Source organism: Nakamurella sp., from assembly GCF_044224575.1.
Taxonomy (GTDB): domain Bacteria; phylum Actinomycetota; class Actinomycetes; order Mycobacteriales; family Nakamurellaceae; genus Nakamurella.
Window position 1 is genome coordinate 62,748 of the sequence record NZ_JBGAKE010000025.1, and the last position, 23,988, is coordinate 86,735.

The 23,988-nt window shown below is 69.2% G+C and carries 24 protein-coding genes and 1 pseudogene; 10 read left to right on the top strand and 15 right to left on the bottom strand.

The annotated features are described in order from the left end of the window. Positions 1 to 37: 37 nt before the first annotated feature. Entirely contained in the window at positions 38 to 625 is a 588-nt protein-coding gene (locus ACILSK_RS21625; RefSeq protein WP_395729254.1) for a dihydrofolate reductase family protein, read from the bottom strand. 237 nt (positions 626 to 862) lie between these two features. On the opposite strand from ACILSK_RS21625, the gene ACILSK_RS21630 reads away from it, so the two are divergent. Beyond that, the gene (locus tag ACILSK_RS21630; protein ID WP_395729255.1) at positions 863 to 1,294 is read left to right on the top strand and encodes a hypothetical protein; all 432 of its coding nucleotides are present in this window, start codon (positions 863 to 865) and stop codon (positions 1,292 to 1,294) included. 147 nt (positions 1,295 to 1,441) lie between these two features. On the opposite strand, the gene ACILSK_RS21635 is transcribed toward ACILSK_RS21630, so the two are convergent. Then, positions 1,442 to 1,831 (bottom strand): hypothetical protein, encoded by a 390-nt coding sequence (locus ACILSK_RS21635; protein WP_395729256.1) that lies wholly within the window; start codon positions 1,829 to 1,831, stop codon positions 1,442 to 1,444. A gap of 47 nt (positions 1,832 to 1,878) precedes the next feature. After that, positions 1,879 to 2,175, bottom strand: coding sequence for an antibiotic biosynthesis monooxygenase family protein (locus tag ACILSK_RS21640; protein ID WP_395729257.1), 297 nt, complete (start codon positions 2,173 to 2,175; stop codon positions 1,879 to 1,881). 202 nt (positions 2,176 to 2,377) lie between these two features. Here ACILSK_RS21640 and ACILSK_RS21645 point away from each other — a divergent pair, with 202 nt between their 5' ends. The 4 genes from ACILSK_RS21645 (at position 2,378) to ACILSK_RS21660 (ending at position 5,753) form a co-directional block, all read left to right on the top strand. After that, positions 2,378 to 2,812, top strand: coding sequence for a CBS domain-containing protein (locus ACILSK_RS21645; RefSeq protein WP_395729258.1), 435 nt, complete (start codon positions 2,378 to 2,380; stop codon positions 2,810 to 2,812). Between the two features lie 297 nt (positions 2,813 to 3,109). After that, a complete protein-coding gene (locus ACILSK_RS21650) occupies positions 3,110 to 4,021 on the top strand; it encodes an ABC transporter ATP-binding protein (RefSeq protein ID WP_395729259.1) in 912 nt (303 codons plus the stop codon). Further along, positions 4,011 to 4,811, top strand: a complete 801-nt coding sequence (locus ACILSK_RS21655; protein WP_395729260.1) for an ABC transporter permease subunit — start codon at positions 4,011 to 4,013, stop codon at positions 4,809 to 4,811. Before ACILSK_RS21650 ends, ACILSK_RS21655 begins: the two co-directional genes overlap by 11 nt. 30 nt (positions 4,812 to 4,841) lie before the next feature. Further along, the gene (locus ACILSK_RS21660; protein WP_395729261.1) at positions 4,842 to 5,753 is read left to right on the top strand and encodes a cation diffusion facilitator family transporter; all 912 of its coding nucleotides are present in this window, start codon (positions 4,842 to 4,844) and stop codon (positions 5,751 to 5,753) included. Here ACILSK_RS21660 and ACILSK_RS21665 read toward each other — a convergent pair. The 5 genes from ACILSK_RS21665 to ACILSK_RS21685 form a co-directional block, all read right to left on the bottom strand. Then, a complete protein-coding gene (locus ACILSK_RS21665; protein ID WP_395729262.1) occupies positions 5,748 to 5,966 on the bottom strand; it encodes a hypothetical protein in 219 nt (72 codons plus the stop codon). The genes ACILSK_RS21660 and ACILSK_RS21665 overlap by 6 nt on opposite strands. A 157-nt stretch (positions 5,967 to 6,123) precedes the next feature. Next, complete coding sequence (locus tag ACILSK_RS21670; RefSeq protein ID WP_395729263.1) at positions 6,124 to 6,618, bottom strand: hypothetical protein; 495 nt, start codon at positions 6,616 to 6,618, stop codon at positions 6,124 to 6,126. Between the two features lie 82 nt (positions 6,619 to 6,700). Further along, positions 6,701 to 8,152 carry an alpha/beta fold hydrolase gene (locus ACILSK_RS21675; RefSeq protein ID WP_395729264.1) on the bottom strand — a complete coding sequence of 484 codons (1,452 nt, stop codon included), beginning with the start codon at positions 8,150 to 8,152 and terminating at the stop codon, positions 6,701 to 6,703. 170 nt (positions 8,153 to 8,322) lie between these two features. Then, entirely contained in the window at positions 8,323 to 8,556 is a 234-nt protein-coding gene (locus ACILSK_RS21680) for a heavy-metal-associated domain-containing protein (protein ID WP_395729265.1), read from the bottom strand. A gap of 340 nt (positions 8,557 to 8,896) precedes the next feature. Beyond that, positions 8,897 to 11,647, bottom strand: coding sequence for an AAA family ATPase (locus ACILSK_RS21685; RefSeq protein WP_395729266.1), 2,751 nt, complete (start codon positions 11,645 to 11,647; stop codon positions 8,897 to 8,899). A 331-nt stretch (positions 11,648 to 11,978) separates the two neighbouring features. On the opposite strand from ACILSK_RS21685, the gene ACILSK_RS21690 reads away from it, so the two are divergent. The 5 genes from ACILSK_RS21690 (at position 11,979) to ACILSK_RS21710 (ending at position 19,645) form a co-directional block, all read left to right on the top strand. Beyond that, complete coding sequence (locus ACILSK_RS21690; RefSeq protein ID WP_395729267.1) at positions 11,979 to 12,263, top strand: hypothetical protein; 285 nt, start codon at positions 11,979 to 11,981, stop codon at positions 12,261 to 12,263. A 79-nt stretch (positions 12,264 to 12,342) separates the two neighbouring features. After that, entirely contained in the window at positions 12,343 to 14,016 is a 1,674-nt protein-coding gene (locus ACILSK_RS21695) for an NAD(P)-binding protein (RefSeq protein WP_395729268.1), read from the top strand. Next, positions 14,013 to 17,585: a pyruvate:ferredoxin (flavodoxin) oxidoreductase gene (gene nifJ / locus ACILSK_RS21700; RefSeq protein WP_395729269.1), complete on the top strand. Its 3,573-nt coding sequence runs from the start codon at positions 14,013 to 14,015 to the stop codon at positions 17,583 to 17,585. The genes ACILSK_RS21695 and nifJ overlap by 4 nt, the downstream gene beginning before the upstream one ends. A 1-nt stretch (position 17,586) precedes the next feature. Next, positions 17,587 to 18,621 (top strand): dihydroorotate dehydrogenase-like protein, encoded by a 1,035-nt coding sequence (locus tag ACILSK_RS21705; RefSeq protein ID WP_395729270.1) that lies wholly within the window; start codon positions 17,587 to 17,589, stop codon positions 18,619 to 18,621. 391 nt (positions 18,622 to 19,012) lie between these two features. After that, positions 19,013 to 19,645 carry a sodium-independent anion transporter gene (locus tag ACILSK_RS21710; protein WP_395729271.1) on the top strand — a complete coding sequence of 211 codons (633 nt, stop codon included), beginning with the start codon at positions 19,013 to 19,015 and terminating at the stop codon, positions 19,643 to 19,645. 80 nt (positions 19,646 to 19,725) lie between these two features. Here the strand turns inward: ACILSK_RS21710 and ACILSK_RS21715 are convergent, their stop codons facing one another. The 7 genes and pseudogenes from ACILSK_RS21715 to ACILSK_RS21745 all read right to left on the bottom strand — a co-directional run. After that, positions 19,726 to 20,277 carry a DUF6390 family protein gene (locus tag ACILSK_RS21715; RefSeq protein ID WP_395729272.1) on the bottom strand — a complete coding sequence of 184 codons (552 nt, stop codon included), beginning with the start codon at positions 20,275 to 20,277 and terminating at the stop codon, positions 19,726 to 19,728. After that, complete coding sequence (locus tag ACILSK_RS21720; RefSeq protein WP_395729273.1) at positions 20,252 to 20,644, bottom strand: DUF6390 family protein; 393 nt, start codon at positions 20,642 to 20,644, stop codon at positions 20,252 to 20,254. Before ACILSK_RS21720 ends, ACILSK_RS21715 begins: the two co-directional genes overlap by 26 nt. 9 nt (positions 20,645 to 20,653) lie before the next feature. Further along, a complete protein-coding gene (locus ACILSK_RS21725) occupies positions 20,654 to 21,583 on the bottom strand; it encodes a DMT family transporter (protein WP_395729274.1) in 930 nt (309 codons plus the stop codon). Next, positions 21,583 to 21,804, bottom strand: coding sequence for a HypC/HybG/HupF family hydrogenase formation chaperone (locus ACILSK_RS21730; RefSeq protein ID WP_395729275.1), 222 nt, complete (start codon positions 21,802 to 21,804; stop codon positions 21,583 to 21,585). Before ACILSK_RS21730 ends, ACILSK_RS21725 begins: the two co-directional genes overlap by 1 nt. Positions 21,805 to 21,809: 5 nt before the next feature. Continuing rightward, a complete protein-coding gene (locus ACILSK_RS21735) occupies positions 21,810 to 22,367 on the bottom strand; it encodes a hydrogenase maturation protease (RefSeq protein WP_395729276.1) in 558 nt (185 codons plus the stop codon). Then, entirely contained in the window at positions 22,364 to 23,671 is a 1,308-nt protein-coding gene (locus tag ACILSK_RS21740; RefSeq protein WP_395729277.1) for a Ni/Fe hydrogenase subunit alpha, read from the bottom strand. Before ACILSK_RS21740 ends, ACILSK_RS21735 begins: the two co-directional genes overlap by 4 nt. Next, positions 23,668 to 23,988 (bottom strand): annotated as a pseudogene (locus ACILSK_RS21745) (oxidoreductase); the annotation flags it as partial. The gene ACILSK_RS21740 and the pseudogene ACILSK_RS21745, both read right to left, overlap by 4 nt.

Genomic DNA, 23,988 nt, shown 5'->3' on the forward strand with positions numbered 1-23,988 from the left:
CCCGTGGGGAACTCGGTGGCCATGGTCCGGCGACTGTTCAGCCGGTGGGCCAGGTTCGCAGGGTGGGCCGGTAGACCAGTTCCTGGATGCGGCCGTCGAAGGTGCGGGTCTGCAGCAGCTCGAGGTCGAAGTCGCCGGCCCCCGCGAAGACGGGCTCGTCCCCGGTCCGGGCCGAGATCACCGGAAAGACGGTGATCTGGATCCGGTCGATCAGCCCGGCGGCCAGCAGGGCCCGATTCAACGACAGGCTGCCGTGCGAGCGGATCGGCACGTCCGACTCATCCTTCAAGCGGCGGACGATCCCCACGGCATCACCGCCTGCGACGGTCGCATCCGGCCAGTCGAGGGGAGCCTTCATCGTCGAGGAGATGACGGTGGTGGGGAGGCCGACCATCCGGTCGATCCACGGGTCGGGGCTGTCGCCCATCTCGGGCAGCATCTGCATGAACGCGCTGAACGTGGTGGCCCCGAACACCATCCGCTGCTGGCCGTCGTAGGCCGCGAACCGGTGATCGAGGAACTCGGGACCCTGCTTGCCCCAGTAGCCGCCCCAGTCGCCAGGCGGTCCGTAGGAGGCGTTCCCGTCGAGGCTGGTGAACACGTCGAACGTGTAGGTCGCAGTCATGGGAGTGCTGACCCCGGCGTCGGCCGGAACTCATCGGCGCCGGCCAGCGCCGGGGTGCCCGACGGCAATCGCCGATTGCTCACCCCAGGCTCGACCGGTCGTCGGAGGGTTTGACGGCCCTCCCGGACCCGCCGGGGAGGACGGATCCCGTCGCCTGAACCATTCGGACCGACCCGACGTGTCACCGGTAGATCGCCGCTCGCGCGGGGCCCGACGTTCGTAAGGGCAGGTCAGGACATGACTTCGCAGACTCCCACCACCAATTCACCCGGCCGGTCCGACGTCGGACACCGCACGCTGATGCTCTGGCGCCTCCTGAGCGCGGCCGCGCTCCTGGTGATGGGCGGGATCCATCTCTACCTCGTGCTCCACGGAATGCGCGGGGTGCTCGGCGTGCTGTTCGTGCTCAATGCGGTTGGCGCGCTCGTCCTGGCCATTGCGGTCCTCGTGCTGCGTGGTGGGTTGCTCCTGCTGGCCACGGTGCTGAGCCTGCTGTTCATGGTGGGCACATTGCTGGCGCTGATCCTCGCGCTCACCGTCGGGCTGTTCGGCATTCACGAGGTAGTGAGCGCCGAGCTGGTAACCACTACGTTGGTGGTGGAGTCGATCGGCTCGATCATCCTTGCGGCGACGGTGGTTGTGGTTTCGCGTTCGCACCGAGCACCCTGATGGCGCCGCTTGCTGGAGCGCTGATCGGGTCGGGACCAGGTCAGACCGTAGCCACCGCGCGGGCGCCTCGGTCGGCCACGGACGACGTTGATCAGCTGCGCCTGGAACCTGCCGCCCCCTACAGCGGGCCCCCACTGAGGTCCGGTTTCAAACGCTGTAATTCCAGAATTCGCCTGAGCGGACAAATTCTGCGGTGGTTGTGAGCACCGCTGCAATTTCCCCGGCGTGGGCTTCACCAACGTGCTCTGAGACGACCGCCGCAGCAATATCGAGGTCGCGGGCCAGCCGGACGACAGGAAAGTCTCGTGCCTGCAGGATGTTGGCCAACCAAGCGACCTCCTGTCTGATATCAATGTCACCATTGACCGATTCTGTCGCCCAATTCAGAATGTACTGGTTGTCGTGCACGCACCATGCGATGCCGGCATCTCCGTAGCGCTCCCGTTCGTCGGGGTATTCGAGGCGGTAACGCTGACAGATTTCTGTCGCGAGCGAGAGCAGGTCCAGGATTTCCCCACCCGCCAACGGATTGGACACTCGAGGTGGGTCGTCCCCGCCTGCGGGTGGCTGCAGTCGGCGCTCAGTCACTGCGCCATCACCTCGTAAGTATTCAGACTCTCCAGCCGCTCCAATCTGACTGCGCGTCTCAACGTCGTATCCATTCGGTCGTGCGATTCCCGATGATTGTTGCTCTTCATGTACTCGCGGAAGGAATCCTTGTCCTTCCACCGGCTGACCATGATCACCTCGCTGTTGTCGCGGTCGGATCTCCACACCTGCAGATCAATGAATCCCTCGTGGGAGTCCACGAGATGGGCGCGCCGTCTGAAGGCGGCGATCAGCTCATCAGATCTGCCAACCGGAACTCGCAAACGGGACATTGAGACATACATACTGCACCGTACGCCGGCTTTCGGGACCGGAGTTCCCTTCGCGACCGGACAGCCAGACCGGGCCAGCGCGTAGGTTCAGGGCAAGGGACCTTCGCCTCTGGCCGATGGCTCTGCGCTCTGGGGAAACTTCGAGTAGCTACCCAAGGGCGTGGGGTCCGGTGGGAGGTCGCCTCGGCGGGAGGCAAAGATCATGCGCGTTCACGACGTTCTCGTCCGCAAGGGTTCGGCCGTGGCCACCATCGGACCCGCAGCCACCGTGGCGGAGGTGCTTGACTCGCTCGCCCGCCACGGCATCGGTGCGCTGGTGGTGACCAGTGACGGACAGACTGTCGAGGGGATCATCAGCGACCGTGACATCGTTCGAGCGCTGAAGGAGCGAGGAGCCGACTTGCTCGGCGCGGCCGTCGGCGAGGTCATGCGTGCCGACGTGCCCACCTGTGTTCCTGATGATCAGATCAGCACTCTCGCGCGAACAATGACCGAGAAGCGGTACCCGCACCTACCCGTTGTCGTCGATGGTGTCCTCAGCGGGATCGTGAGTCTCGGTGATGTGGTCAAGAGTCGTGTCGACGAACTCGAAACGGAGCAGAATCAACTGGTTGAATATCTGTACTCCGTTCACTGACTGTGCGTCCGAAGGTCCCGGCGGTGGATGGCCCAGGATGCCTTTGCCCTGGTGTGCGTCGATCGGTCACCGGCCGAATTTCAACAGATTTTCCCGGCCGGTTGGGCCATTTGAATGTCAATGCGCTCGTACGGTCGCCGGCGTCGGTGCGTCGTGTTTTTCGGCCGTCATGATTTCCCCCCGCAGCCCGAGTGTGCGCGACATTGACGACTGGCCGATGGAGACCAGCTCGTCGCGGTGGCTTCTTGGGGTCTTTCTACTCTGGCCGGAACTGACCTGGTCTTGGACCGTGAGGATATGGACGAGAAGTTGGCTGTCCGCATGGTCGGGCTGGGCAAGTCGTTCGGGCCGACGGTCGCGTTGCGGGACGTGAACTTGACGATCGGCCGGGGCGAGGTTTTCGGCTATCTGGGTCCCAACGGAGCGGGCAAGACGACGACCCTGCGGTTGTTGATGGGGATGCTTCGGCCCACCGCCGGTCGGGCGACCGTCGTGGGCCTTGACGCGTGGCGAGACGCGGTCGCCGTGCATCGCCGGGTCGGGTACCTGCCGGGCGAGCCGGCGTTGTACGACCGGCTCACCGGCCGCCAGCACGTGTCCTACTTCGGTCACCTGCGCCGGGATCCCGACGGCAAGCGGGCCCTGGTGCTGGCCGATCGCCTGGATCTGGATCTGGACCGGCCGGCACGCGAACTGTCGAAGGGGAATCGGCAGAAGTTGGCCATCGTGCTGGCGATGATGTCGCGACCCGAGCTATTGGTGTTGGACGAGCCGACCAGTGGGCTGGACCCGATCGTCCAGCGAGAGTTTCACGAGCTGCTGCGTGAGCAGACCGGTGCCGGAGGGAGTGTGCTGCTGTCGTCGCATGTGCTGGGTGAGGTGCAGCGGGTGGCGGACCGGATCGGTGTGGTCCGGGCCGGCCGGCTGATCGCGGTCGAACGGATGGCGGATCTGCGAGCGAAGTCCCTGCATCATGTCGGCGCACGATTCGGCGATGATGTCAGTGTCGGGGAGTTTGCGGCCTTGCCCGGCATTCGCGATCTGGCGGTGACCGAGCGGGCGATGTCCTGCAGCGCCCCGCAATCCGCGCTGGACGGACTGCTCCGACAGATCACCCGGCACCCGGTGGTCGATCTGGACTGCGCGGAGGCCGAACTGGAAGAAACATTCCTGGCCTATTACGGGACCGGTGAGCCCGATGCTGCATAGCGTGGCGACCAAGACCCTGTTCGATCAACGGCGGGCCCTGCTTGCCTGGACGGTGAGCCTGGTGCTCCTGGTCGCCATGTACGCGGCCATCTGGCCCAGCGTCCGGGACCAGCCCGCGATGACGGATTTCCTGGACAGCATGCCACCGGCCGTCCGCTCGATGCTCGCGATGTCCGGTGCCGATATGAGCACGCCGGTCGGGTACGTCAAGATCGAGATGCTCTCCCTGATGGCTCCGCTGCTGATGATCTTGTATGCGGTGACGACGGGCGCCGCGGCCGTGGCCGGGGAGGAGGACCGGCGCACCCTGGACCTGCTGCTGGCCAACCCGGTGAGCCGGGGACGGGTGGTGCTGGAGAAGCTGGTGGCGATGACGGTGGGGATCGTCCTGCTGGCGGGCGTCACCGCCACGGCGCTGTTGACCGAGGGGAACCTGGCCGATATGAGTCTGCCGACCGGGCCGGTCATCGCCGCAATGGGTCACCTTGCCTTGCTGGCAATGGTTTTCGGGACACTGGCCGGAGCGGTCGGATCGTCAACCGGCAACCTGACCGCGGCCCGCGGGGTCCCTGCCGTCCTGGCCGTGATCGCCTACATCGTGAACGGTCTCGGTCCGCAGGTGTCCTGGCTGGAACCCTTCCAGAAGTTCTCCCCCTTCTATCAGTACACCGGGCACGACCCGTTGACCAACGGCCTGTCCGTCCCGGCCGTCCTGGTCGCGCTGGGCACGGTCGGGGCCTTTGCCGCGGTCGGCATCGCCGGATTCCGCCGCCGCGACGTGTCGGCCTGATTCGCCGGGACAAGTCCAGGAACCGATGTCATGAAGAAGGTCAACTTCCCGCAGGTCGGTGAGGAACGCACGGGTACCGCTCCCCGGTTGACCCGGTTCGCATGGTTGTCGATTGCCGCGGCCATGGTGACGATCGGGCTGAAATCCGGGGCCTATCTGGTGACCGGATCGGTCGGCCTGCTGTCGGACGCCGCGGAATCCGTGGTGAACCTGGTGGCCGCGGTGGTGGCGTTGATCGCGCTGCGGGTGGCGTCGAAGCCGCCGGACGACCACCATCAATACGGTCATGGAAAGGCCGAGTACTTCTCGGCCGCCATCGAGGGTGTGATGATCTTCATTGCGGCCGCGGTGATCATCTTCAGCGCCGTACAGCGCTTCCTGAACCCGGCCCCGCTGGAGAGCATCGGCGTCGGGTTGGCCATCTCGGCGGTTGCCTCGGCCTTGAACGGGGCGGTCGGCGTCCTGCTGATCACGGCCGGGCGGACCCATCGGTCCGTCACCTTGACCGCAGACGGCCGGCACCTGTTGACCGACGTGTGGACGTCCGTGGGCGTGATCGCCGGGGTGTTCCTCGTCGGAATCACCGGTTGGGAGCGCCTTGACCCGATCGTGGCCGCGATCGTAGGGGTGAACATCCTGCTGACCGGCTTCCGGTTGGTGTCCCAATCGATGACCGCGCTGCTGGACGCGGCGTTGCCGTCCGCCGACCTCGATGCCGTCACGGTCGTGCTCGAACAGGCCCGGACCGCCGACGTGGAGTTCACCGATCTCAGAACCCGAGAGTCCGGTCGGCATCGCTTCGTCTCGCTGACCACGCTCGTCCCGGGCAGGTGGACTGTCGACCAAGCACATGCCATCGCCGACCAGGTCGAGGTCGCGATCAAGGCGGCATTGCCCGACACCACCGTCCAGACCCACATCGAACCACGACGAGCGTCATGACCGGTTCGTCGGGACGGCAGGTGCCGACCGGATACACCACCCGGGAGAACCCGTCGGTGAGTCGGTCCGGCGCCCGCTGATCAGGGCGATGCTGCCGAGGATCAGGGCGAGGGCGGCGAGCCCCCAGCTCAGGGTCAGGGCCGCGGCGACAGCACCGACGAGCAGCGGTCCGCCGGCGTCGCCGAGTTCGCGGCCGACCTCGGCCGTGCCCATGGTTTGGCCGAGCCGCTCCGGCGGGGTGTGGTCGGCGAGGTGGGCGAACGCTGGGAACCCGGCTCCGACCGATGCTGGTCGCCGCGCCCAGCGGATCCCAATGGCGACCACAGCGCGGCGGCCATCCGGGCGGGGTCATTGTCGGTAAGTCCGGAACTCAGGGATGGAAGGTCACCCCACTGACGATCGCCACGGCGATGATCGCGGCCGCGACGAAGTCGATGGTCATACAGAACGGGGGCCACCACCGCGTATTGGCCACGTACTGGCTGCGGTGCTGCCACAGGTCCTTCAACCCGTGGCCGACGAAACCCAGGACGATCAGCCACGCCGACCCGGCGACACCGGCCGCGGCGAGCACCACGAATGCGCCGGCAACGATGGTTTCGACGGTGATGACGGCCGGGCGACCATCGGCGACCGCGAAGCCGACGTATACCGCCGCGATCAGGGCGATGGACATGCCGTAGACGGTCGCCGGGTCGAGCCAGAAGAAGCCCAGCGGCGCGGCCGCTTGGCCGACGCCCCAGAGCACTCCCCACATCACGGGGGCACGGCCGTTGGTGAACAACCTCTGCCGTCGCGAGAGCGGCAGCGTGCCGGGCCCTCCCGCGTTCGCGTCCAGGCGACCGGTTCCGGGGTCAACCCGCATGATGATCCCCTTTCGAGGGTTCAGATGCTCGTTCGGTGACAAGGTGCGTCGTCAGGACGTGGCCGGCGCTCGCGGGGACTGTTCAGCCCAACGGCGTGCCGGTGCGGGCAGCGTCGACAACCTTGGCGATTGCCTGACTCACCATGGCCGCGTCGGACTGGTTGTCGAGCAGGGATTGGTGGTCGGCACCGGCGACCACCTGGTGGACGCTGTTGTCGGACAGCGCGGCGAGGCCCATTTGCGCGGCCAGCCAACCGGTTTGGGTGTCCACCGACGCGGTGAGCACCGACAGCGGCAGGTCGCCCAGGTCGGTGACGGCGCCGGCCCGGGCCATCATCGTCGGGACTATGGTGAGCTCGTCGCGTTCGCTGCGGGCCTGCCCGGCCGTGGAGGAGTCGGCGCGTACCTGGTCCCGGGCCGGGGCGGGCAGCTCGGCATCGCTCACCCCGTTGACCAGCTGGGTGACGCCGAGCCGGGCCAGGCCGGGGAGCCACCCGGTCATGGTCGTCAACATGTCGAAGATGGCCGGGTAGTCCGGTAGTGAGGTGAACGCGGTGGATGGGGTGGCGTCCACCAGCACCAGTCCGGCCACCTGCTGGGGGTGCCGGGCGGCATAGTCGAGCACGTAGAGGCCGCCGAGGGAGTGACCGACCATGACCAGCGGGCCGGTGACCCCTGCGCGCTCCAGCAGGATGTGCAGGTCGGTGGCGATCCGGTCACCGTTCTGCGGTTCCGGGGAGGGCTCGCTGCGGCCGCGCCCGGCACGGTCGTAGGCGCAGACCCGGGTGTGGGCCGCGACGGTCGGGGCGATCCATCCCCAGGCGGCGGAGGTTCCCCCCAGACCGGGCTCGAGAATGACGGTGGGTTCACCGGATCCGGTACAAGACAGGAACAGCCCGTGATCGCCCACGTCGATGAGTTGCCCGGGCCGTGACTGTGCGGATGCCTGGTCGACGGACTGCCGGACGGTGTGGAAGCCGCCGCCGACCGCGGCCAGGGCGGTGACCGCGATGACCGGGTAGAGCATCCATCGGCCGCCGCGGTGCGGCAGTTCCCGCCGGATCCGGATGGTGATCCAGCCCAGCAGGCCCACCAGGGCGGCCGGCCACACCCAGCCCAGGGCGTCCAGGGTGGCGCTGCTCGGGGTGAACAGGAGGAGGGCGGCGCCGCTCAGCCCCAGCGCCGCCGCGGGAACGGCGGCCCACCGCTGCGGGTGGTCGGTGAAGAAGACCGACAGCACCAGCAAGAGTGCCCATCCTGCGCTGAAACCGAGGAGCACCACCCCGTCGACGACCGGTTCGGTCCCGCCCGCCGACCCGACCACACCGACCGCGGCGGCCGCGAGCCCGACGAACAGACTCAGGGCGACGACCACCCGCATCGGCCGGCGGGCGTGCCGGGCGTGTGCCGGGTCCGTCGGGCCGCTCGTCGTGGGGGGTGTGGTGGCCCGCTCGGACCGGGGACCGTTCTGGCGGGTGGTCGGCACCGGTGGCCGTGCGGCGGTGTCGTGGATGCTGATGCGGTGCGGTGACATCACGGGTCTCCTGACCTGGAAGCGGATGATTCAGCCTTGGCCGGCGCGGGTTCCGATCGCGCCGGCGACATCGCCGGGCTCAGTGGCGCAGCGGGTCCCGGACCGCGGTGAGTTTCTGCCGGCCCGGCGAGCTGGGCACCTGGGTCGCCCCGCGCCGGAAGCGGCGAGTGCTACGCCAGCACGGTGTAACCGGCCTGGACGATCGCCGCCGTCACATCCGTGCGGTTCACCGGTTGTTCGGTGGTCACCGTCACCAGACCGGTGAGCTGATCGGCGGCCACCACCTGTACCCCGGGAAAGCCGTTGATCACTGCAGTCACTGCCCGCAGGTCGGTGGGAGAGGTCATGCCCGCGATCAGGAACGCGGTGGCGCCGACGAACACCCGCGGGGTGCCGGACATCATGACCGCTCCCTCATCAGGGTCGACACGGTGCGGGGGGCACCGTTGGCAGGGTTCACCGACCGACCGGAGCTCTCCGGGCGAACACGTGATCCCTCCGCCGCCATCGGCAGCCGGGCGTCGGCCGTCGTCGTGATGGTGCGGTGCGGGACCTGGACTTCCACGGCAACCGGGCATCGGCCGCCGTCCGGTAATGGCTGGAGCTTCGTGGTGCGGTGTGTCTCATCAGTGTTCGGGCCGGTGGGTTGTGATCGCGCCGGTGAAACCGCCGGTATCTCTGCTTCGGTGCCGCCATCGGCGCTGGCCGTTCGACGGCGACGGTGTCGTCGGGCGCCGTCGAGCATCAGTCCACGTTGATCCGCGCCAGTTCGCTGCGCGAGGTGATACCCGTCTTGGCGAAAACGTTGCGAAGGTGGAAGTCGATGGTTCGGGGGCTGAGGAAGAGCTGGGCGGCGACCTCGCGGTTGGAAAGCCCCTGTGCGACTGAGGAAGCGATCTGTCGTTCCTGCGCTGTGAGCGCGACGCCGGCCGACGTGTCCCGTTTCCGGGCGGTCTCGCCGGACGCCCGGAGTTCCAGTTCGGCGCGGTGCACCCACGGGTGGGCGCCGAGGTCCTGAAATGATTGCAGGGCGGTCCGCAACTGCTCTCGGGCATCGACCCGGCGACGGGACCGGCGCAGGAACTCCCCATAGGCGAGGTGGGTGCGGGCCCGCTCGAAGGGCCGGTCCTGGCCGGGCTCGGTGCCAACCGCAGCGGAGAAGTATTCTTCGGCCGCCGCGGGTGAATCCCCCTGGGCGGCGAGCAATGCCGCCCCGTAGGCGACGGCCCGTCGGGCGTGCGGGGTGCGGGCCACGTCGGCGAACTCTGCCAGCTCGGTCAGGCACCTCCTGGCGGTGTCGAGATGACCGGTTCGGGTCGCGACGTCCAACCGGTCATAGGCGGCCAGCCGGCTCAACGTGGGCTGGGTCATCTGCTGGAGGTGGTGCATGGCGGCCGCGGGTTCCCCGGTGAGCGCCGCGTGGCAGCCCTGCGCCCACCGCCGGGTGTCCTGCATCAACACCCCCAGAATGCCGGCCGGCGGCCCGGCGGTGACCCGATCCAGTTCGGCGAGCAAGCCGTTATACCCCTGGTCGCCGCGCCAGGCCGCCACCAGTGCCAGTTGCGCCAGCGGCATCGCGGCCAGGCCGGGTTGACCGGTGCTGGTGGCCAGCTCCACCGCTTCGGTGGCATGGGCCACCGCTCCGGTCCAGTTCCCGCCCGAGAGGTCGGCCAGGGCGAGCCTTGGCAGCGCGAACAGGACCAGGCCGATGGCCCCGTCGTTGCGGGCCTGGGTCAGCATGCGGCTGAACAGGCGGCGGAAGCCGTCGTCGTCGCCGAGGTGGAACGTCGCGATCCCGAGGTTGGTCAACAGGTCCGTTTCGGACAGGTCCTGTCCGAGGGTGACCGCCTGCCGCAAGGAATCGGCCGCGGCGGCCAGGCCGTCGTTGTTCAGCTGGTGGAACCCGGTCAACAGATGCGTGAAACACCGTGTGCGGGTGGACGTGTCCTGGGTCGTGGGCGCGAGGAGCTCGGCGGGGTCGAGATCGGTGCGGTCCGGTTCGGCCAGGAAGGTGGACCCGGCGGCGGCGATCATGCCGATCTCCCGGGCCCGTTGCGGATCGGTGGCCACCACGTCCCGGGCGGCCTGGTTCCAGATCCCCACCCCCACCGGCACCGATCCGGCAACGAATTCGATTCGTCCGCGGAGCCGGTCCAGATCAGCTCGCACGACGGGGTCGGTGACATCGGCCCGGGCCGTGGTGGCCAGGCGCATCGCCCGCGGCAACTGCGCCGCCAGGTAAGAGTTCGTGGCTGCCGCAAGAAGCGCTGTGCTGCGAGCCTGCTCGTCGGCCGCTAGTTCCGCGGCCCGTTCGAATGCCGCACTCGCGGCCTCGAAGCCACCCCGGGCCGCCGCGCGCCGGGCGGCGTCCTGCAGTGCGGCGACGACCTCGTCGTCGGGTTCGTCGACCGCCGCGGCGAGGTGCCAGGCCCGCCGGTCCGCGTCCTGACCGCCGGTCATCACCCGGGCGAGCGCCCCGTGGGCCTGCTGGCGCACATGCGTTGCGGCGCCCTGATAGACGGCCGAACGAACGAGCGGGTGCCGGAAACCGATGGTGGTGCCGGCAACGGTCAGCAACCCCGATTCCTCCGCCTCGGTCAGCGCGGCCGGGCCCACGCCGAGCAGTTCGGCGGCCTGCCGGACCACGCTCAGCCTGGTCGAGTCGTCGGCGGCGGCGATACACAGCAGGGTCTGCGCGGCGGGGGACAGCCGGCGGCTGCGGTCCAGGAAAACCCGCTGTACCCCCTGGGTCAGCGGCAGGTCCGAGGACAGTGGTTCCCGACCGGCCAGCTGGTCCGGCGTCAGAGATCCGGGCAACTCGACCAGGGCAAGCGGGTTGCCCCCGGTCTGCTTCATCAGCCGGTCCCGGACGTCGTCGGCGACCGGCACACCGCCCCGCTCGGTGAGCAGCGCTGCCGCGGCGGCCGCGTCGATCCCGCCCACCACCAGCTCGGGCAATTCGCCGCTGTCGAAGCGGCGGACATCACCGTCGCGGGCAGCGAACAGCAGCGCAACCCGTTCCGGTCCGAGTCTGCGAGCGACGAACAGCAAGGCGGCGGTGGATACCTCGTCCAACCAATGTGCGTCATCGACGACGCACAGCACCGTCGACTCCTCGGCCGCCTCCGCCAGCAGGCTCAGGGTGGCCAGGAAGATCAGGAACCGATCACCCGCCGCGGCGTCGGTCTCGCCGAACGCCGCGCGCAGCGCGGCCGCCTGCCGCGCCGGGAGGTGTTCGACATGCCGCATCACCGGGCGCAGCAATCGTTGCAGGGCGGCGAACGGCAACGGCGACTCCGACTCGATGCCCCGGGTCCGCAGCACCTGAATGCCCGGCTCGACCTCAGATCCGGCGCGCTGCACCAGGTCGGCCAGCAGCGCCGACTTCCCGACACCCGGCTGCCCGCGGACCACCAGCGAACCGCCCCGCGAGTCGCGGGCGTCGTCCAGCAGCCCGATGAGGCGTTTCTGTTCCCGTTCCCGACCGTGTAACACCCCGGCAGCGTAGGCGCACGACCCCGGCTGCTCCAGGCCTCATGCGGGTGCGCCGGTCCCGTCGATCGAGATGCCGATCGACGGGCTGTGCTGTGCCGCTGCGACCGCTCGGAAAGCGCTGGGCGCCTCGCGGCGTGCCTTCCTTCGGGGCCGATGCCCCGACCCGGCGACCCGGATCGGGCCGAAGGCCCCTACCTGCTCGACGACGACGAGGACCATGCTGATGACGCAAAGAGGAAGGTGCGCCATGACAACCGCCAAGCACATTCCACCGCGGGGGGCCCACGGCAGTGGGGGGCGGAGCACGAACCTCGCGCGGGCGTGGATCGCCGTGGCATTGATACCGGTGGGATTCGTCCTGGCCTTCGTCGTCGGGGAGGGTCTGTACGCACTACTCGGCTACCAGCCGGAGGTCGCGTCTGAACCGTGGTGGGTCGCGCTGGTCGCTGCCGTCCCCGCGATCGTCCTCTTCCTGGTCCCCTGCGCCGCAGCCGTCTGGTACGGCAACAAGGCGCGGGCGGAGGGGAATCGTGCCGCACTGCTACCCATGGTCCTCGGCCTCGTTTTCGGGCTTTGGATGCTCGTCATGAACACCGTGTCGCTCTTCGCCGGATAGTTCGGACGTCGACGACGGGGATTCCCGGCCCGCCTCCCCGATGGCAGTGGCGATATCGGGGGTTCAACCAGGAGGATTCATGGACAACGGACCCGCAGATGCGGCCGGTCGCCGGGCTGTCGATCGCTCGAAGGACGTCACCGCGCTCCCCGATCTGTTGCACGGTGTCCCGCGTTCCGGCCCGGTTCGCGAGCGCAGACCGGTCTATGTTGACCTGCTGCCGCCGTGCAACGTGGGGTGCCCGGCGGGCGAGAACATCCAGGCGTGGCTGGCGCACACCACCGCGGGTCACCCGGAGCAGGCATGGCGTGAGCTGACCGCCAACAACCCGTTTCCGGCGATCCATGGCCGGGTGTGCTACCACCCGTGCGAAAGTGTTTGCAACCGAGCAAATCTGGACAGTGCGGTGTCGATCCATTCGGTGGAACGGTTCCTCGGCGACGCCGGCATCGAGCAGGGCTGGCAATTCGGCCCGCCGGCCACCAGCACCGGCCACCGCGTCCTCATCATCGGTTCGGGACCCAGTGGCCTCTCGGCCGCCTACCATCTGCGACGGCTCGGCCACGACGTGGAGATCCGCGATGCGGGTCCCCAGCCGGGCGGCATGATGCGCTACGGCATCCCGTCCTACCGGCTGCCCCGCGACGTACTGGACGCCGAAATCGGCCGGATCACCGCCATGGGCGTGCGGATCATCTGCGACCACCGGGTCGAGGACCTGGCGGCGGAGCGGCAGCAGGGCGGCTTCGACGCGGCTTTCGTCGCCATCGGCGCCCACCTGGCCAAGCGGGTGGACATTCCGGCGAAGGACGCCGCGCCGATCATCGACGCGGTGCAGTTCCTGCGGAGCGTGGCGTCCGGTGACCGCCCGGTGATCGGCCGGAAGGTCGCCGTCTACGGCGGTGGGAACACCGCGTTCGACGCCGCTCGGGTCGCCCGCCGGTTGGGCGCGGAGGAATCGGTGATCGTGTACCGGCGCACCCGCGGGCAGATGCCGGCGCACGAGGAGGAGGCGCAGGACGCCGAGCGGGAGGGCGTGCGGGTCAACTGGTTGCGGACGATCACCGCCTTCGAGGGCGAGGAACTGCAGATCGAGGTGATGGAGCTGGACGCGAACGGGTTCCCGCAGCCGACCGGGCGGTTCGAGTCATTGGCCGCGGACACCGTGATCATGGCGGTCGGTCAGGTGGCCGAGACGGATTTCCTGCACACCCTGCCGGGCGTCGACTTCGAGCCGGACGGCACCGTGAAGGTGAATTCCTCGTTGATGACCGGTTGCCCCGGGGTGTTCGCCGGCGGCGACATGGTGCCCAGCGAGCGCACGGTGACGGTCGGGGTCGGGCACGGGAAGAAGGCCGCCAGGCACATCGACGCCTGGTTGCGGTCGATGCCGGCCGCCAGCCGGCCCAAGCACCCGACGGCAACGTTCGAGAAACTGCACCTGTGGTATTTCGGGGATGCCGCCCGGCGGCAGCAGCCGGAATTGCCGCCGGAGGAGAGCATCACCGGGTTCGCGGAGGTGGTCCGCGGGTTGACCGTCGACGGCGCGTTGTACGAGGCCCGGCGGTGCTTGTCCTGCGGGAATTGCTTCGAGTGTGACGGGTGCCTGGGGGCCTGCCCGGAGGATTCGGTGATCAAGCTGGGTCCGGGCAACGGCTACCGGTTCGACTACGGCACCTGCACGGGGTGCGGCGCGTGCTATGAGCAGTGCCCGGTGCACGCCATCGACATGGTGCGGGAGATTCAGTCATGACGCGCTCCACCATCGACGGCAACGAGGCGGCGGTGTCGGTTGCGTACCGGCTGAATGAGGTGTGCTGCATCTACCCGATCACCCCGGCGTCCCCGATGGCCGAGTTGGCCGACGAATGGGCCAGCAAGGGGAAGCCGAACGTGTGGGGCACGGTGCCCATGGTGGTCGAGATGCAGAGCGAGGCCGGCGCAGCGGGCGCGTTGCACGGTGCGCTGCAGGGCGGTTCGCTGGCGACCACGTTCACCGCGTCGCAGGGGCTGCTGTTGATGATCCCCAACATGTACAAGATCGCCGGTGAGCTGACCTCGGCGGTGATGCACGTGGCGGCCCGGTCGTTGGCGGGTCAGGGGCTGTCGATCTTCGGTGACCACCAGGACGTGATGGCGGTGCGCCAGACCGGCTGGGCTCTGCTGTCCGCCGGGTCGGTCCAGGAATGCCACGATCTCTCGCTGATCGCGCAGGCCGCCACGCTGCGCACCCGGGTGCCCTTCGTGCACTTCTTCGACGGCTTTCGCACGTCGCACGAATTGAACACGATCGAGTTGCTCGACGACAACGACCTGCGGGCGATGGTCCCGGAGGAACTGGTGCGAGCGCACCGGGACCGGGCAATGTCGCCGGAGCGACCGTTCATCCGCGGCACCGCGCAGAACCCGGACACCTACTTCCAGGCGCGGGAAACGGTCAACCCGTTCTACGCCCGCACCCCGGCCGTGGTGCAGGAGCTGATGGATCGATTGGCCGAGCGCACCGGCCGGCCGATGGGCATCGTCGAGTACCACGGGCATCCCGAGGCAGAGCGGGTCGTGGTGCTGATGGGTTCGGCTGCGCAGACGGCGCAGGACACGGTGACCACGCTGGTCGACCGGGGGGAGCGGGTCGGGGTGGTACAGGTCCGCCTCTACCGGCCGTTCCCGGCGCAGGCGATGCTGGACGCACTGCCGCCCACCGCCACCAGAATCGCGGTGCTGGATCGTACGAAGGAACCGGGCTCCGTCGGGGAACCGCTGTTCCTCGACGTCGTGGCCGCGGTGAACGACGCCTACGCCGACGGCACGCTGGCCGTCCTGCCGTGGGTGTCCGGCGCCAGGTACGGCTTGTCGTCCAAGGAGTTCACCCCCGGAATGGTTGCCGGCGTGTTCGCGGAGCTGGCCCGCGAGCGCCCACGTCACCGGTTCACCGTCGGGATCAACGACGACGTCTCGGGCACCAGCATCACCTACGACCCGACGCTGGACATCGAGCCGGCGGACAGCGTACGGGCAGTGTTCTACGGTCTCGGGTCGGACGGCACCGTCGGTGCCAACAAGAACACCATCAAGATCCTGGGCGACCAGGAGAACATCTTTGCGCAAGGCTATTTCGTCTACGACTCGAAGAAGTCCGGTTCGCAGACGGTGTCCCACCTGCGTTTCGGGCCGCGACCGATCAGAGCCTCCTACCTGGTCACCAGCGCGAGCTTCGTCGGCTGCCACCAGTTCAGCCTGCTGGAACAGGCGGACGTGCTGGGCCGGGCCGCGCCCGGCGCCACGCTCCTGGTGAATTTCCGCCATCCTCCGGAAACCCTGTGGGATGCGCTGCCCCGGCCGGTCCAGCAGCAGATCCTGGACAAGCGCATCAGCGTCTTCGTGGTCGATGCCGGGCGCATTGCCCGCGAGGTCGGCATGGCCGGCCGGATCAACATCGTGCTGCAGACCTGCTTCTTCGCGATCTCGGGCGTGCTGCCACCCCAGGAGTCGATCGCCAGGATCAAGGCGGCCATCGCCAAGAGTTACGGCCGGCGTGGGCCCGAGGTCGTCGCGAAGAACCATGCCGCGGTGGACCGCTCGGTCGAGGGTCTCGTCCGGATCACGATCCCGGAGCTGGTCAGCGCCACCCGAGTGCCGGCACCGCCGGTGCCCGCCGACGCCCCCGAATTCGTGCGCACCGTCACCGCCGAGATGATGGCCGGCCGCGGTGATCTGCTGCCGGTCAGTGCGCTCCCGGTCGACGGCACCTACCCGACCGGCACCGCCGCCTACGAGAAGCGGAATATCTCGGAGCTGGTCGCGGTGTGGGACCCGGATTCGTGTATCCAGTGCGGGAATTGCAGCTTCGTCTGCCCGCACAGCGTGATCCGATCGAAGTTCTTCGGCCAGGACTCACTGGACGGTGCGCCGGAGACCTTCGCATCGGCGCCGTTGAATGCGGTGGGGCTGCCGGACACCCGCTATTCGCTGCAGGTGTTCGTGGAGGACTGCACCGGGTGCGGGCTGTGCGTCGAGGCGTGCCCGGTGGTGGCCCCGGACGACCCGGCGAGCAGGGCGATCAATCTCGGTCCGCGCGAGCCACGGGTGGCGGCCGAGCGGGCCAACATCGACTTCTTCCAGACCCTGCCGATCAGTGACCGGTCCCGGGTCGATTTCGGGACGGTCCGCGGGACGCAGTTCCTGCAGCCGTTGTTCGAATTCTCGGGGGCCTGCTCGGGGTGCGGGGAGACGCCTTACCTGAAGCTGCTCTCGCAGCTGTTCGGTGACCGGTTGATGGTGGCGAACGCCACCGGATGCTCGTCCATCTACGGCGGCAACCTGCCCACCACCCCATGGGCGACGAACGACGCGGGCCGCGGGCCGGCGTGGTCGAACTCGCTGTTCGAGGACAACGCCGAATTCGGGCTGGGTTTCCGGCTGACCGCCGACGGACACACGGATCTGGCCCGCCGGCGGCTGGGCGAACTCCGGGATGTGGTCGGTGCACCACTGGTGGATGCGGTCCTGGAGGCATCGCAGGTGACCGAATCCGAGCTGCGGGCCCAGCGTGAACGGGTGGCCGAGCTCCGGCGGCGGCTGGCCGGTCTGCAGGGACCGGCCGTGGATGACCTGAGCAGCGTGCTGGACCACCTCGTCCGGCGCAGCGTGTGGATTGTCGGGGGCGACGGATGGGCCTACGACATCGGTTCCGGCGGGGTGGATCACGTGCTGGCCAGCGGGCGGAACGTGAACGTGCTGGTCCTGGACACCGAGGTCTATTCCAACACCGGTGGTCAGATGTCCAAGTCGACCCCGTTGGGTGCGGTCGCCAAGTTCGCCGCCTCCGGGAAGCAGGTGGCCAAGAAGGATCTGGCGCTGCAGGCGATCTCCTACGGCAATGTGTACGTGGCGCGCGTCGCGATGGGCGCCGACCCGCAGCAGACACTGGAGTCGTTCCGGGAGGCCGAGGCCTACGACGGCCCGTCGCTGATCATCGCGTACAGCCATTGCATCGCGCACGGCATCGACCTGCGCAACGGCCTTGACCAGCAACACCGTGCGGTGGCCAGCGGCTACTGGCCCTTGCTGCGGTACGACCCGGTCGCCCGCGCGGCCGGCGCCAACCCGTTCCTGCTCGACTCGCCGCGGCCGCGGATCGACCTGACCGAGTACGCCTACCGGGAACTTCGATACCGCTCCCTGGTGAACACCGATCCGGCGGAGGCCGAGCGGCTCCTGCGCCTGGCGCAGCAGTCGGTCGCCCAGCGTTGGGAGGTCTACGAGGAGATGGCCACTCGTGGCGCACACCGATTCCCGACCGATCCCCGCCGGGAGCCGTGAGATGGACCTGTCCACGCCCTACCTGGGCCTGACGCTGCGCAATCCGTTGGTCGCCTCGCCGTCACCGATGTCGCGGACCGTCGATGGGGTCCGGCGGATGGCCGACGGTGGCGTCGGCGCGGTCGTGCTGTACTCGTTGTTCGAGGAACAGCTCCGGCGCGACGTCGAACGCGACAGCCGGCTCGCCCAGGCCGGCGCGGAGAGCTTCGGCGAGGCCCTGTCGTACTTCCCGGGCGATGTCGACCCCGCCGAGTCCGACCCGGGCCCGCGGCAGTACCTGAGCCTGGTGGAGCGGTCGGCGAATGCCCTCGACATCCCGGTGATCGGCAGCCTCAACGGGGCCACGCCGGGCGGCTGGTCCCGCTATGCGACGGCGATGCAGGACGCCGGCGCCGCCGCCATCGAGCTGAATATCTACTATCTGCCGGGAGATCCGCACATCACCGGGCGTGAGGTCGAGCAGCGGCACCTCGATGTGCTGGACTCGGTGAAGAGATCGGTGACGGTACCGGTGGCGGTCAAGCTGAGTCCGTACTTCAGCGCCATGGGTGAGATGGCGGTGCGGCTCGACCGGGCGGGCGCCGACGGTCTGGTGCTCTTCAACCGGTTCCTGCAACCCGACATCGACCCGGGAACACTCCGGGTGGTCCCGGCGGTGCGCCTGTCGGACCCGTCGGAAGGCAGGCTCGCCCGGACCTGGATCTCCTTGCTGCACGGCCGGGTCGAGGCGTCGCTGGCCGCGACCACCGGCGTGGAGCACGGTGACGACGTCGTGGCCTATCTGCTGGCGGGGGCGGACGTGGTGATGACCACGTCGGCGCTGCTCCGGCATGGCCCGGACCATGCCGCGGCACTGCTCGACGGACTGGCCGACTGGATGCGACACCGAGGAATCGACACCCTCCGGGAGATTCGCGGGCTGCTGGCCGCACCCGCCGACGCGGACCACACCGGATCCGAACGCAGCAGCTACGTCAGCGCCATGCGCCGCGCCAACACCGGCGCCTACGGCACCTGGTCGGACGACTACCGCTGAGCCGCTGCGGTCAGCGGGCCGCAGCCGGGCGAGGTGGCGAAGTGCCGACCCGTCGGCCGCCACGTCAACCTGGACGTATCACGGAGGGCACTCGATGAATCTGACCGAACGCAGCTGCTGCCCGTCAGACGGCCGGCTACCGGTCAGGACTTGGCCCGTGCACGGCAGAAGTCGCGCCAGACTAGCCGGTGGAGCGGGATCCATCGGGGAATCGACCGAAGACCTGACCAGGATGACGATCAGGTTGGGGACCGACACGGACAGCCACCCCCAGCCGATGTAGGTTGCGGGATCGGACATGTCGGCCAGAGATGTCGTGCCCATCGGAACTCCCCGCCGCGGCCCGGGTGCGCCCGGGCCCGGCGCCAGTGTGCCCTGGATCCGAGTATCGGTGCGGCTTTGGCTGCTGGGCCTTTCGCCCCTACGAACCGCGCGATCGGCTGCCTACCGTCGATGGACCGAGGCGCGGCTGGAACTGACCGGCCGGACAGCGAAAGAGCCGCACACCCAGACCCACACGGCAACGCCGTCACCGGGGCTGCTCACCGCACGGCCCGAGCAGATGATGTTCTTCGTCAACGCTGCGGAGGTCCGCAACGCCGTCTGGGCGGCGGTGACCGACGAAGACCCCACACCCGACGTCGTGCTGGTCGACCTGCGGCTCACCCCCGACCTTGACGTGCCCACCATCGATGCATTGACCGAGCTGCACGAGCGCGTTGACCGCGTCGGCGCCCAACTCTGGCTCGCCGGCATCAATCCCGCCGTCCGCGAACGATTGACGACGGCCGGCTTGGCCGACCTGCTGGGCGCCGAGCACCTGTTCGACTACTTCGCCGGTGGACTGCTCGCGTACCTGAACCGGCACACCGTCGGCCTGGACACGCGCCGAGGAGTCCTCACCGAGCTCCTCGAATTCATCCGATCTCGACTCGACCAGTCCGATCTCGACCGACCCGGCCGGGACACACTGACGGCTGTCGCGGACCGCATCACCCGAGAATTGCAGGATCACGGGACGTAGCCTCGTCACCCTGTCGCGGCTGTTCGGGCGGTGATGCGCAGCGTCCAGGTGCTGCCCGGTGGGCGTCCCGCCGGTGGTCGTCATGCCAACACCGCGGCCGGCGCCGGGAATGCCTGCGCGTTGACGACGCCGAGCTGGCGGAGGGTATAGCGGCGGAGCGCGGCAACCTGGTGCCGTCCGAGCCGGTCGCACACCCAGTCCCAGTGCAGCGCGCACCAATCGCCGGGGCGCAGCCGCGAGCTGAGTCCGAGCCCGTCCAGCTGCAACCGCGCCGACTCCTCCTGGGGGGCGCCCAGCTCGAGCCGCCGGCCGTCCCAGACGAGCGGCCGGGACCGGACTCGGGCCCGGCCGTCACCGGTGATCGCGATGACGCGGCCCCAGCGGATCCGGCACCGGTCGAGCACCCGCAGCGGCTCGGCGACCCGGCCGCCACGCAGCAGCCCGACCCAGGGATACACACCGAACACGTGAAAGCTGTGGTGCGGCAACGCTCCGGCCGGTACCGGACCGACCAGCCGGTCGAACACGGGGCGGCCGACCCGGCCACGGAACCGGTCGTCCAGGGATCGGCCCAACGCCACCGGTCCGACCCGGTCCAGCAGCTCATTACCCACCCAATAGGCCTGCACCACCCACCGGACCGACCAGCCGGTCGAACACGGGGCGGCCGACCCGGCCACGGAACCGGTCGTCCAGGGATCGGCCCAACGCCACCGGTCCGACCCGGTCCAGCAGCTCATTACCCACCCAATAGGCCTGCACCACAAGGGTATCCAAGGGATCGGCGATGCCGGCGCTCGCCGCGATCAGCTCCAGGTACGGCCAGGCGCCGTCGAAACCCCGTACCAACCGGCGCAGGTCGCCGTCATCGGCGTGCGCGGCCACCTGCTCCAGCAGCTGGCGGTCGGCGTCGGGCCCGCAGTACCCGAGCTCGTTCGGGGGATAGGCGTAGCGCCCGAACAGCACCGCGCCGCCTGGTGTCCCGATCGCGGCAGGCATCGACATCGCCTACGTCGCCGCCGGTTGTTCGCGTGGCGCCCGCCGCCAGGCCAGTGCCCCGATCAGGGTTCCGCCGGCCAGCAGGACCAGCAGCCAGCCCAGTTGTGGGGCCAGTGGGGTCCCGTTCACGACGGCGTTCAGCCCGGCGGTGATCAACGCGGCCAGCACCAGCACGGCAGTGACGTCGACGGCCTGGGCCCGGGCCAGCGCCGCGAACCAGGTGGCGACATAGCCGGCGAGGACCAGCCCGGTGAGCAGCACCCACCCCCATTGGGCGGCGTCCAGTGTCAGCAGCGCGCCGCCGGAACCGGTGACCAGCAGCCAACCGACCAACGCGGCGGAGCCGAAGCCCATCCGGGCCAGCCCCACCGTCCAGGACGAGAGCCCGCCGAGCAACCGTTTGGCGATGACGACCTCGATCGCCCAGAGCAGGGTGGCGGCGAGGATCAGCAACTCACCCGATCCCAGTGTCGGGCCCACCCCGCCGGACAGGCCCGCCTGCCCGACGAGCAGCAGCCCGATCGCGACCCAGTGCCAGGGCAGCAGCCGCTCCTTGAGCACGACGACGGCCAGCAGCGCCACCCAGAGCACCAGGGTCTTGTTGAGGAACGCGGCCTGGGTGGACGACGCGCGCGCCAGTCCTTCGAAGAACAGGACGAACGGCACGCTGCCGCCGATCACCCCGACCGCGACCAGCCCCCACCACTGGACCGGGCCGCGGGGGCGAGTGACGGCCAGGCCGCGGCCCCGGCCGGCCGTCGTCACGGCGATCAGCACCAGGGCCGCGACCACGTTCTTCGCGGTGGTGTAGACGGTCGCGTTGCCGACGGCCCGGACGCCGTAGGCGTTCAGGAAGATCGCCACACCGCTGATGACGGCGGTCAGCAGCGCGAGCAGCAGCCCCCGGCGTCGGGTGGTGGTCATCAGGTTCGTGGTCATCAGCCTGCCTCCGGCATCGTCGGTGGGTTGCGCAACGCGATGGCGTCCCGGGCCTCGTCGGGCGTCAGCCGGGCCAGGGCGAACCCGGAGTGCAGGAGGATCCAGTCCCCGGGACGCACGGTATCTGGCAGCGTCAGGAGACTGACCGGGCGGGCCCGCCCGCCGCAGGACGCCAGTGCTTGGCCCGGCAGCACGTCGATGACCTGACCGATCTCGCCCACGCACATCAGGATTCGACCTCCCGGACGGCGCCCGGGGGCGGGCCGGCTCGACGGTCCGAACTGCTTGCCGGGGCGCCGATGTGGGTGACGATCCGGCACACCGCGCCGACCGCCCGGTCCATCGAGCCCCGCACCGCGGGGGACAGCGCCCCTTGGTCCAGCCCCTCGGCCTCGACCCCCACCAGGACCAGACGTCGCGGAAGTCGGCCCAGCGCCCGGGACAGCTCCACCGCCGCGGCCAGTCCGAAGGCGTGGGTGCCGCCGCGTCCGGTGCCGGCCCAGGCGTCGTTCGTCAACGGGGCGCGGCCGACACCGGCCTCGGTGATGCGCACGGTGCCCGGGGCACGGTTCGAGCGCACGGCGTCCACCACGACCACCAGGTCCTTCTCGCCCCACCAGTGGATGAGGGAGGTCGGATCCTCCCGCTGCACCACTTCGAGTCCGGGCAGCCGTAGCGCGGCCACCCGGCCGGCCACCGCCGGGCCCACCGCGTCGTCCCCGCGGTCCGGGTTGCCCAGGCCCACCACGGCCACCCGACCGCCCTCTACTGGAACGGGTCTCATGACCGGCTCACCGTCAGGTCCAGGAAGTGCGTCGCGCAGGAGATGCAGGGGTCGTAGTTGCGGATTGCCTGCTCGCACCGGTGAGTCAGGGCGTGGTCGTCCAGGTCGGCCCAGGCCTGGACCATCGTGCGCAGGTCGGCCTCGATGCTGCCCTGGTTCTGCGATGTCGGGGGAACGATCTGGGCGTCGGTGATGATGCCGTCGGCGTCCAGGACGTACCGGTGGAACAGCACTCCCCGCGGGGCTTCACTCGCGCCGAACCCCGAGCCGGCGCGGGGTGGCACCGGCACCGCCGGTTGCCCACCGTCCTGCCAGCCGTCGATGATCCGGATCGCCTCGTCGTAGGCGTACACCAGCTCGACGGCACGCACGATGATCGACCGGAACGGGTTGCGGCACACCGGTCCCAGTCCGGCCTCCCGGGCGATGTCCTGTGCCAGCGGGGACAGCCGGTCGAAGTTGAGCGTGTACCGGGCCAGGGGTCCGACCACGTAGGGTGAGCGGCCGTCGAGCGTGGCGTGCAGCGCGTTCGACCACTCGACGTGCTGTTCCCGGATGTGGTCGGGGAAGTCCCGCACGGCGAAGGCCTGCCCGGCCGTGGTCACGACGTCCCCGGATTCGATCGGGTAGCCGACGGCCGGCCGCAGCGCGAGGTACTCGTACGGCTGCTCCAGCTCCGGGAAGTCGAAACCGGCGACCAAACGGACGGTTTCGATTGCCTCGTCGCGGGCCCGGTCGAGCGTCGGACGGATCGCGCGCAGCTCGGCCGCCGTCGGCATCTTGTAGAAGCCGCCGACCCGGACGTTGATCGGGTGCACCGACCGCCCCCCGACCAGATCCATCAGGTCGTTGCCGGCCTTCTTCAGCCGCAGGCCGCGCTCGACCACCGTGGGATGGTCGGCGGCCATCTCGATCGCCCCGTCGTAGCCCAGGAAATCCGGGGCATGCAGCAGGAAGATGTGCAGGGCATGGCTCTCGATCCACTCCCCGCAGTACAGCAGCCGCCTCAGCTGCCGGATGTCCTCGGAAACCTCTACCCCGCAGGCATCCTCGATCGCGCCGCAGGAGCTCATCTGATAGGCGACCGGGCAGATCCCACAGATCCGCGCCGTGATGTCCGGCGGTTCCGTCCACGCCCGGCCGCGCAGGAACGCCTCGTAGAACCGGGGCGGCTCGTAGATCCGCAGCTGCACGGTGCTCACCTGACCGCCCGAGTACTCGATGTGCAGAGCCCCCTCACCCTCCACCCGGGCCAGGGTGCCCACGTGCATGACCTGCCCACCGGATTTCAACTGGTGACTCATGACGGTCCCGTCCCGAATGCCTCGCCCGGCGTGCCGTTCTCGTGCCGCTCCGATTCGCGGCGGAAGGGCTCCGCCGCGGCGTTGAAGGTGCGGTAGATGCGCATGACCTCGTCCCGGCGCATGCCCAGGGTGAGCAGCCGGTCGGCCAGCGCTGAGGTATTGGGGGTGTCCTGAGGACCGAAACAGCCGTAGCAGCCGCGGGTGAACGCCGGGCACAGCGCGCCGCAACCCGCCTGGGTGACCGGTCCGAGGCACGGTGTCCCGTTGGCGACCGCGACGCAGACGGTGCCGCGGCGTTTGCATTCCACGCAGACGCT

Excerpts from the sequence above, each read along its gene's own strand:
- ACILSK_RS21625 (WP_395729254.1), bottom strand. The coding sequence starts at position 625 with ATGACTGCGACCTACACGTTCGACGTGTTCACCAGCCTCGACGGGAAC.
- ACILSK_RS21630 (WP_395729255.1), top strand. The coding sequence starts at position 863 with ATGACTTCGCAGACTCCCACCACCAATTCACCCGGCCGGTCCGACGTC.
- ACILSK_RS21640 (WP_395729257.1), bottom strand. The coding sequence starts at position 2,175 with ATGTCCCGTTTGCGAGTTCCGGTTGGCAGATCTGATGAGCTGATCGCC.
- ACILSK_RS21645 (WP_395729258.1), top strand. The coding sequence starts at position 2,378 with ATGCGCGTTCACGACGTTCTCGTCCGCAAGGGTTCGGCCGTGGCCACC.
- ACILSK_RS21650 (WP_395729259.1), top strand. The coding sequence starts at position 3,110 with ATGGACGAGAAGTTGGCTGTCCGCATGGTCGGGCTGGGCAAGTCGTTC.
- ACILSK_RS21655 (WP_395729260.1), top strand. The coding sequence starts at position 4,011 with ATGCTGCATAGCGTGGCGACCAAGACCCTGTTCGATCAACGGCGGGCC.
- ACILSK_RS21660 (WP_395729261.1), top strand. The coding sequence starts at position 4,842 with ATGAAGAAGGTCAACTTCCCGCAGGTCGGTGAGGAACGCACGGGTACC.
- ACILSK_RS21665 (WP_395729262.1), bottom strand. The coding sequence starts at position 5,966 with ATGGGCACGGCCGAGGTCGGCCGCGAACTCGGCGACGCCGGCGGACCG.
- ACILSK_RS21670 (WP_395729263.1), bottom strand. The coding sequence starts at position 6,618 with ATGCGGGTTGACCCCGGAACCGGTCGCCTGGACGCGAACGCGGGAGGG.
- ACILSK_RS21675 (WP_395729264.1), bottom strand. The coding sequence starts at position 8,152 with ATGTCACCGCACCGCATCAGCATCCACGACACCGCCGCACGGCCACCG.
- ACILSK_RS21680 (WP_395729265.1), bottom strand. The coding sequence starts at position 8,556 with ATGATGTCCGGCACCCCGCGGGTGTTCGTCGGCGCCACCGCGTTCCTG.
- ACILSK_RS21695 (WP_395729268.1), top strand. The coding sequence starts at position 12,343 with ATGGACAACGGACCCGCAGATGCGGCCGGTCGCCGGGCTGTCGATCGC.
- nifJ (WP_395729269.1), top strand. The coding sequence starts at position 14,013 with ATGACGCGCTCCACCATCGACGGCAACGAGGCGGCGGTGTCGGTTGCG.
- ACILSK_RS21705 (WP_395729270.1), top strand. The coding sequence starts at position 17,587 with ATGGACCTGTCCACGCCCTACCTGGGCCTGACGCTGCGCAATCCGTTG.
- ACILSK_RS21720 (WP_395729273.1), bottom strand. The coding sequence starts at position 20,644 with ATGCCTGCCGCGATCGGGACACCAGGCGGCGCGGTGCTGTTCGGGCGC.
- ACILSK_RS21725 (WP_395729274.1), bottom strand. The coding sequence starts at position 21,583 with ATGACCACGAACCTGATGACCACCACCCGACGCCGGGGGCTGCTGCTC.
- ACILSK_RS21735 (WP_395729276.1), bottom strand. The coding sequence starts at position 22,367 with ATGAGACCCGTTCCAGTAGAGGGCGGTCGGGTGGCCGTGGTGGGCCTG.
- ACILSK_RS21740 (WP_395729277.1), bottom strand. The coding sequence starts at position 23,671 with ATGAGTCACCAGTTGAAATCCGGTGGGCAGGTCATGCACGTGGGCACC.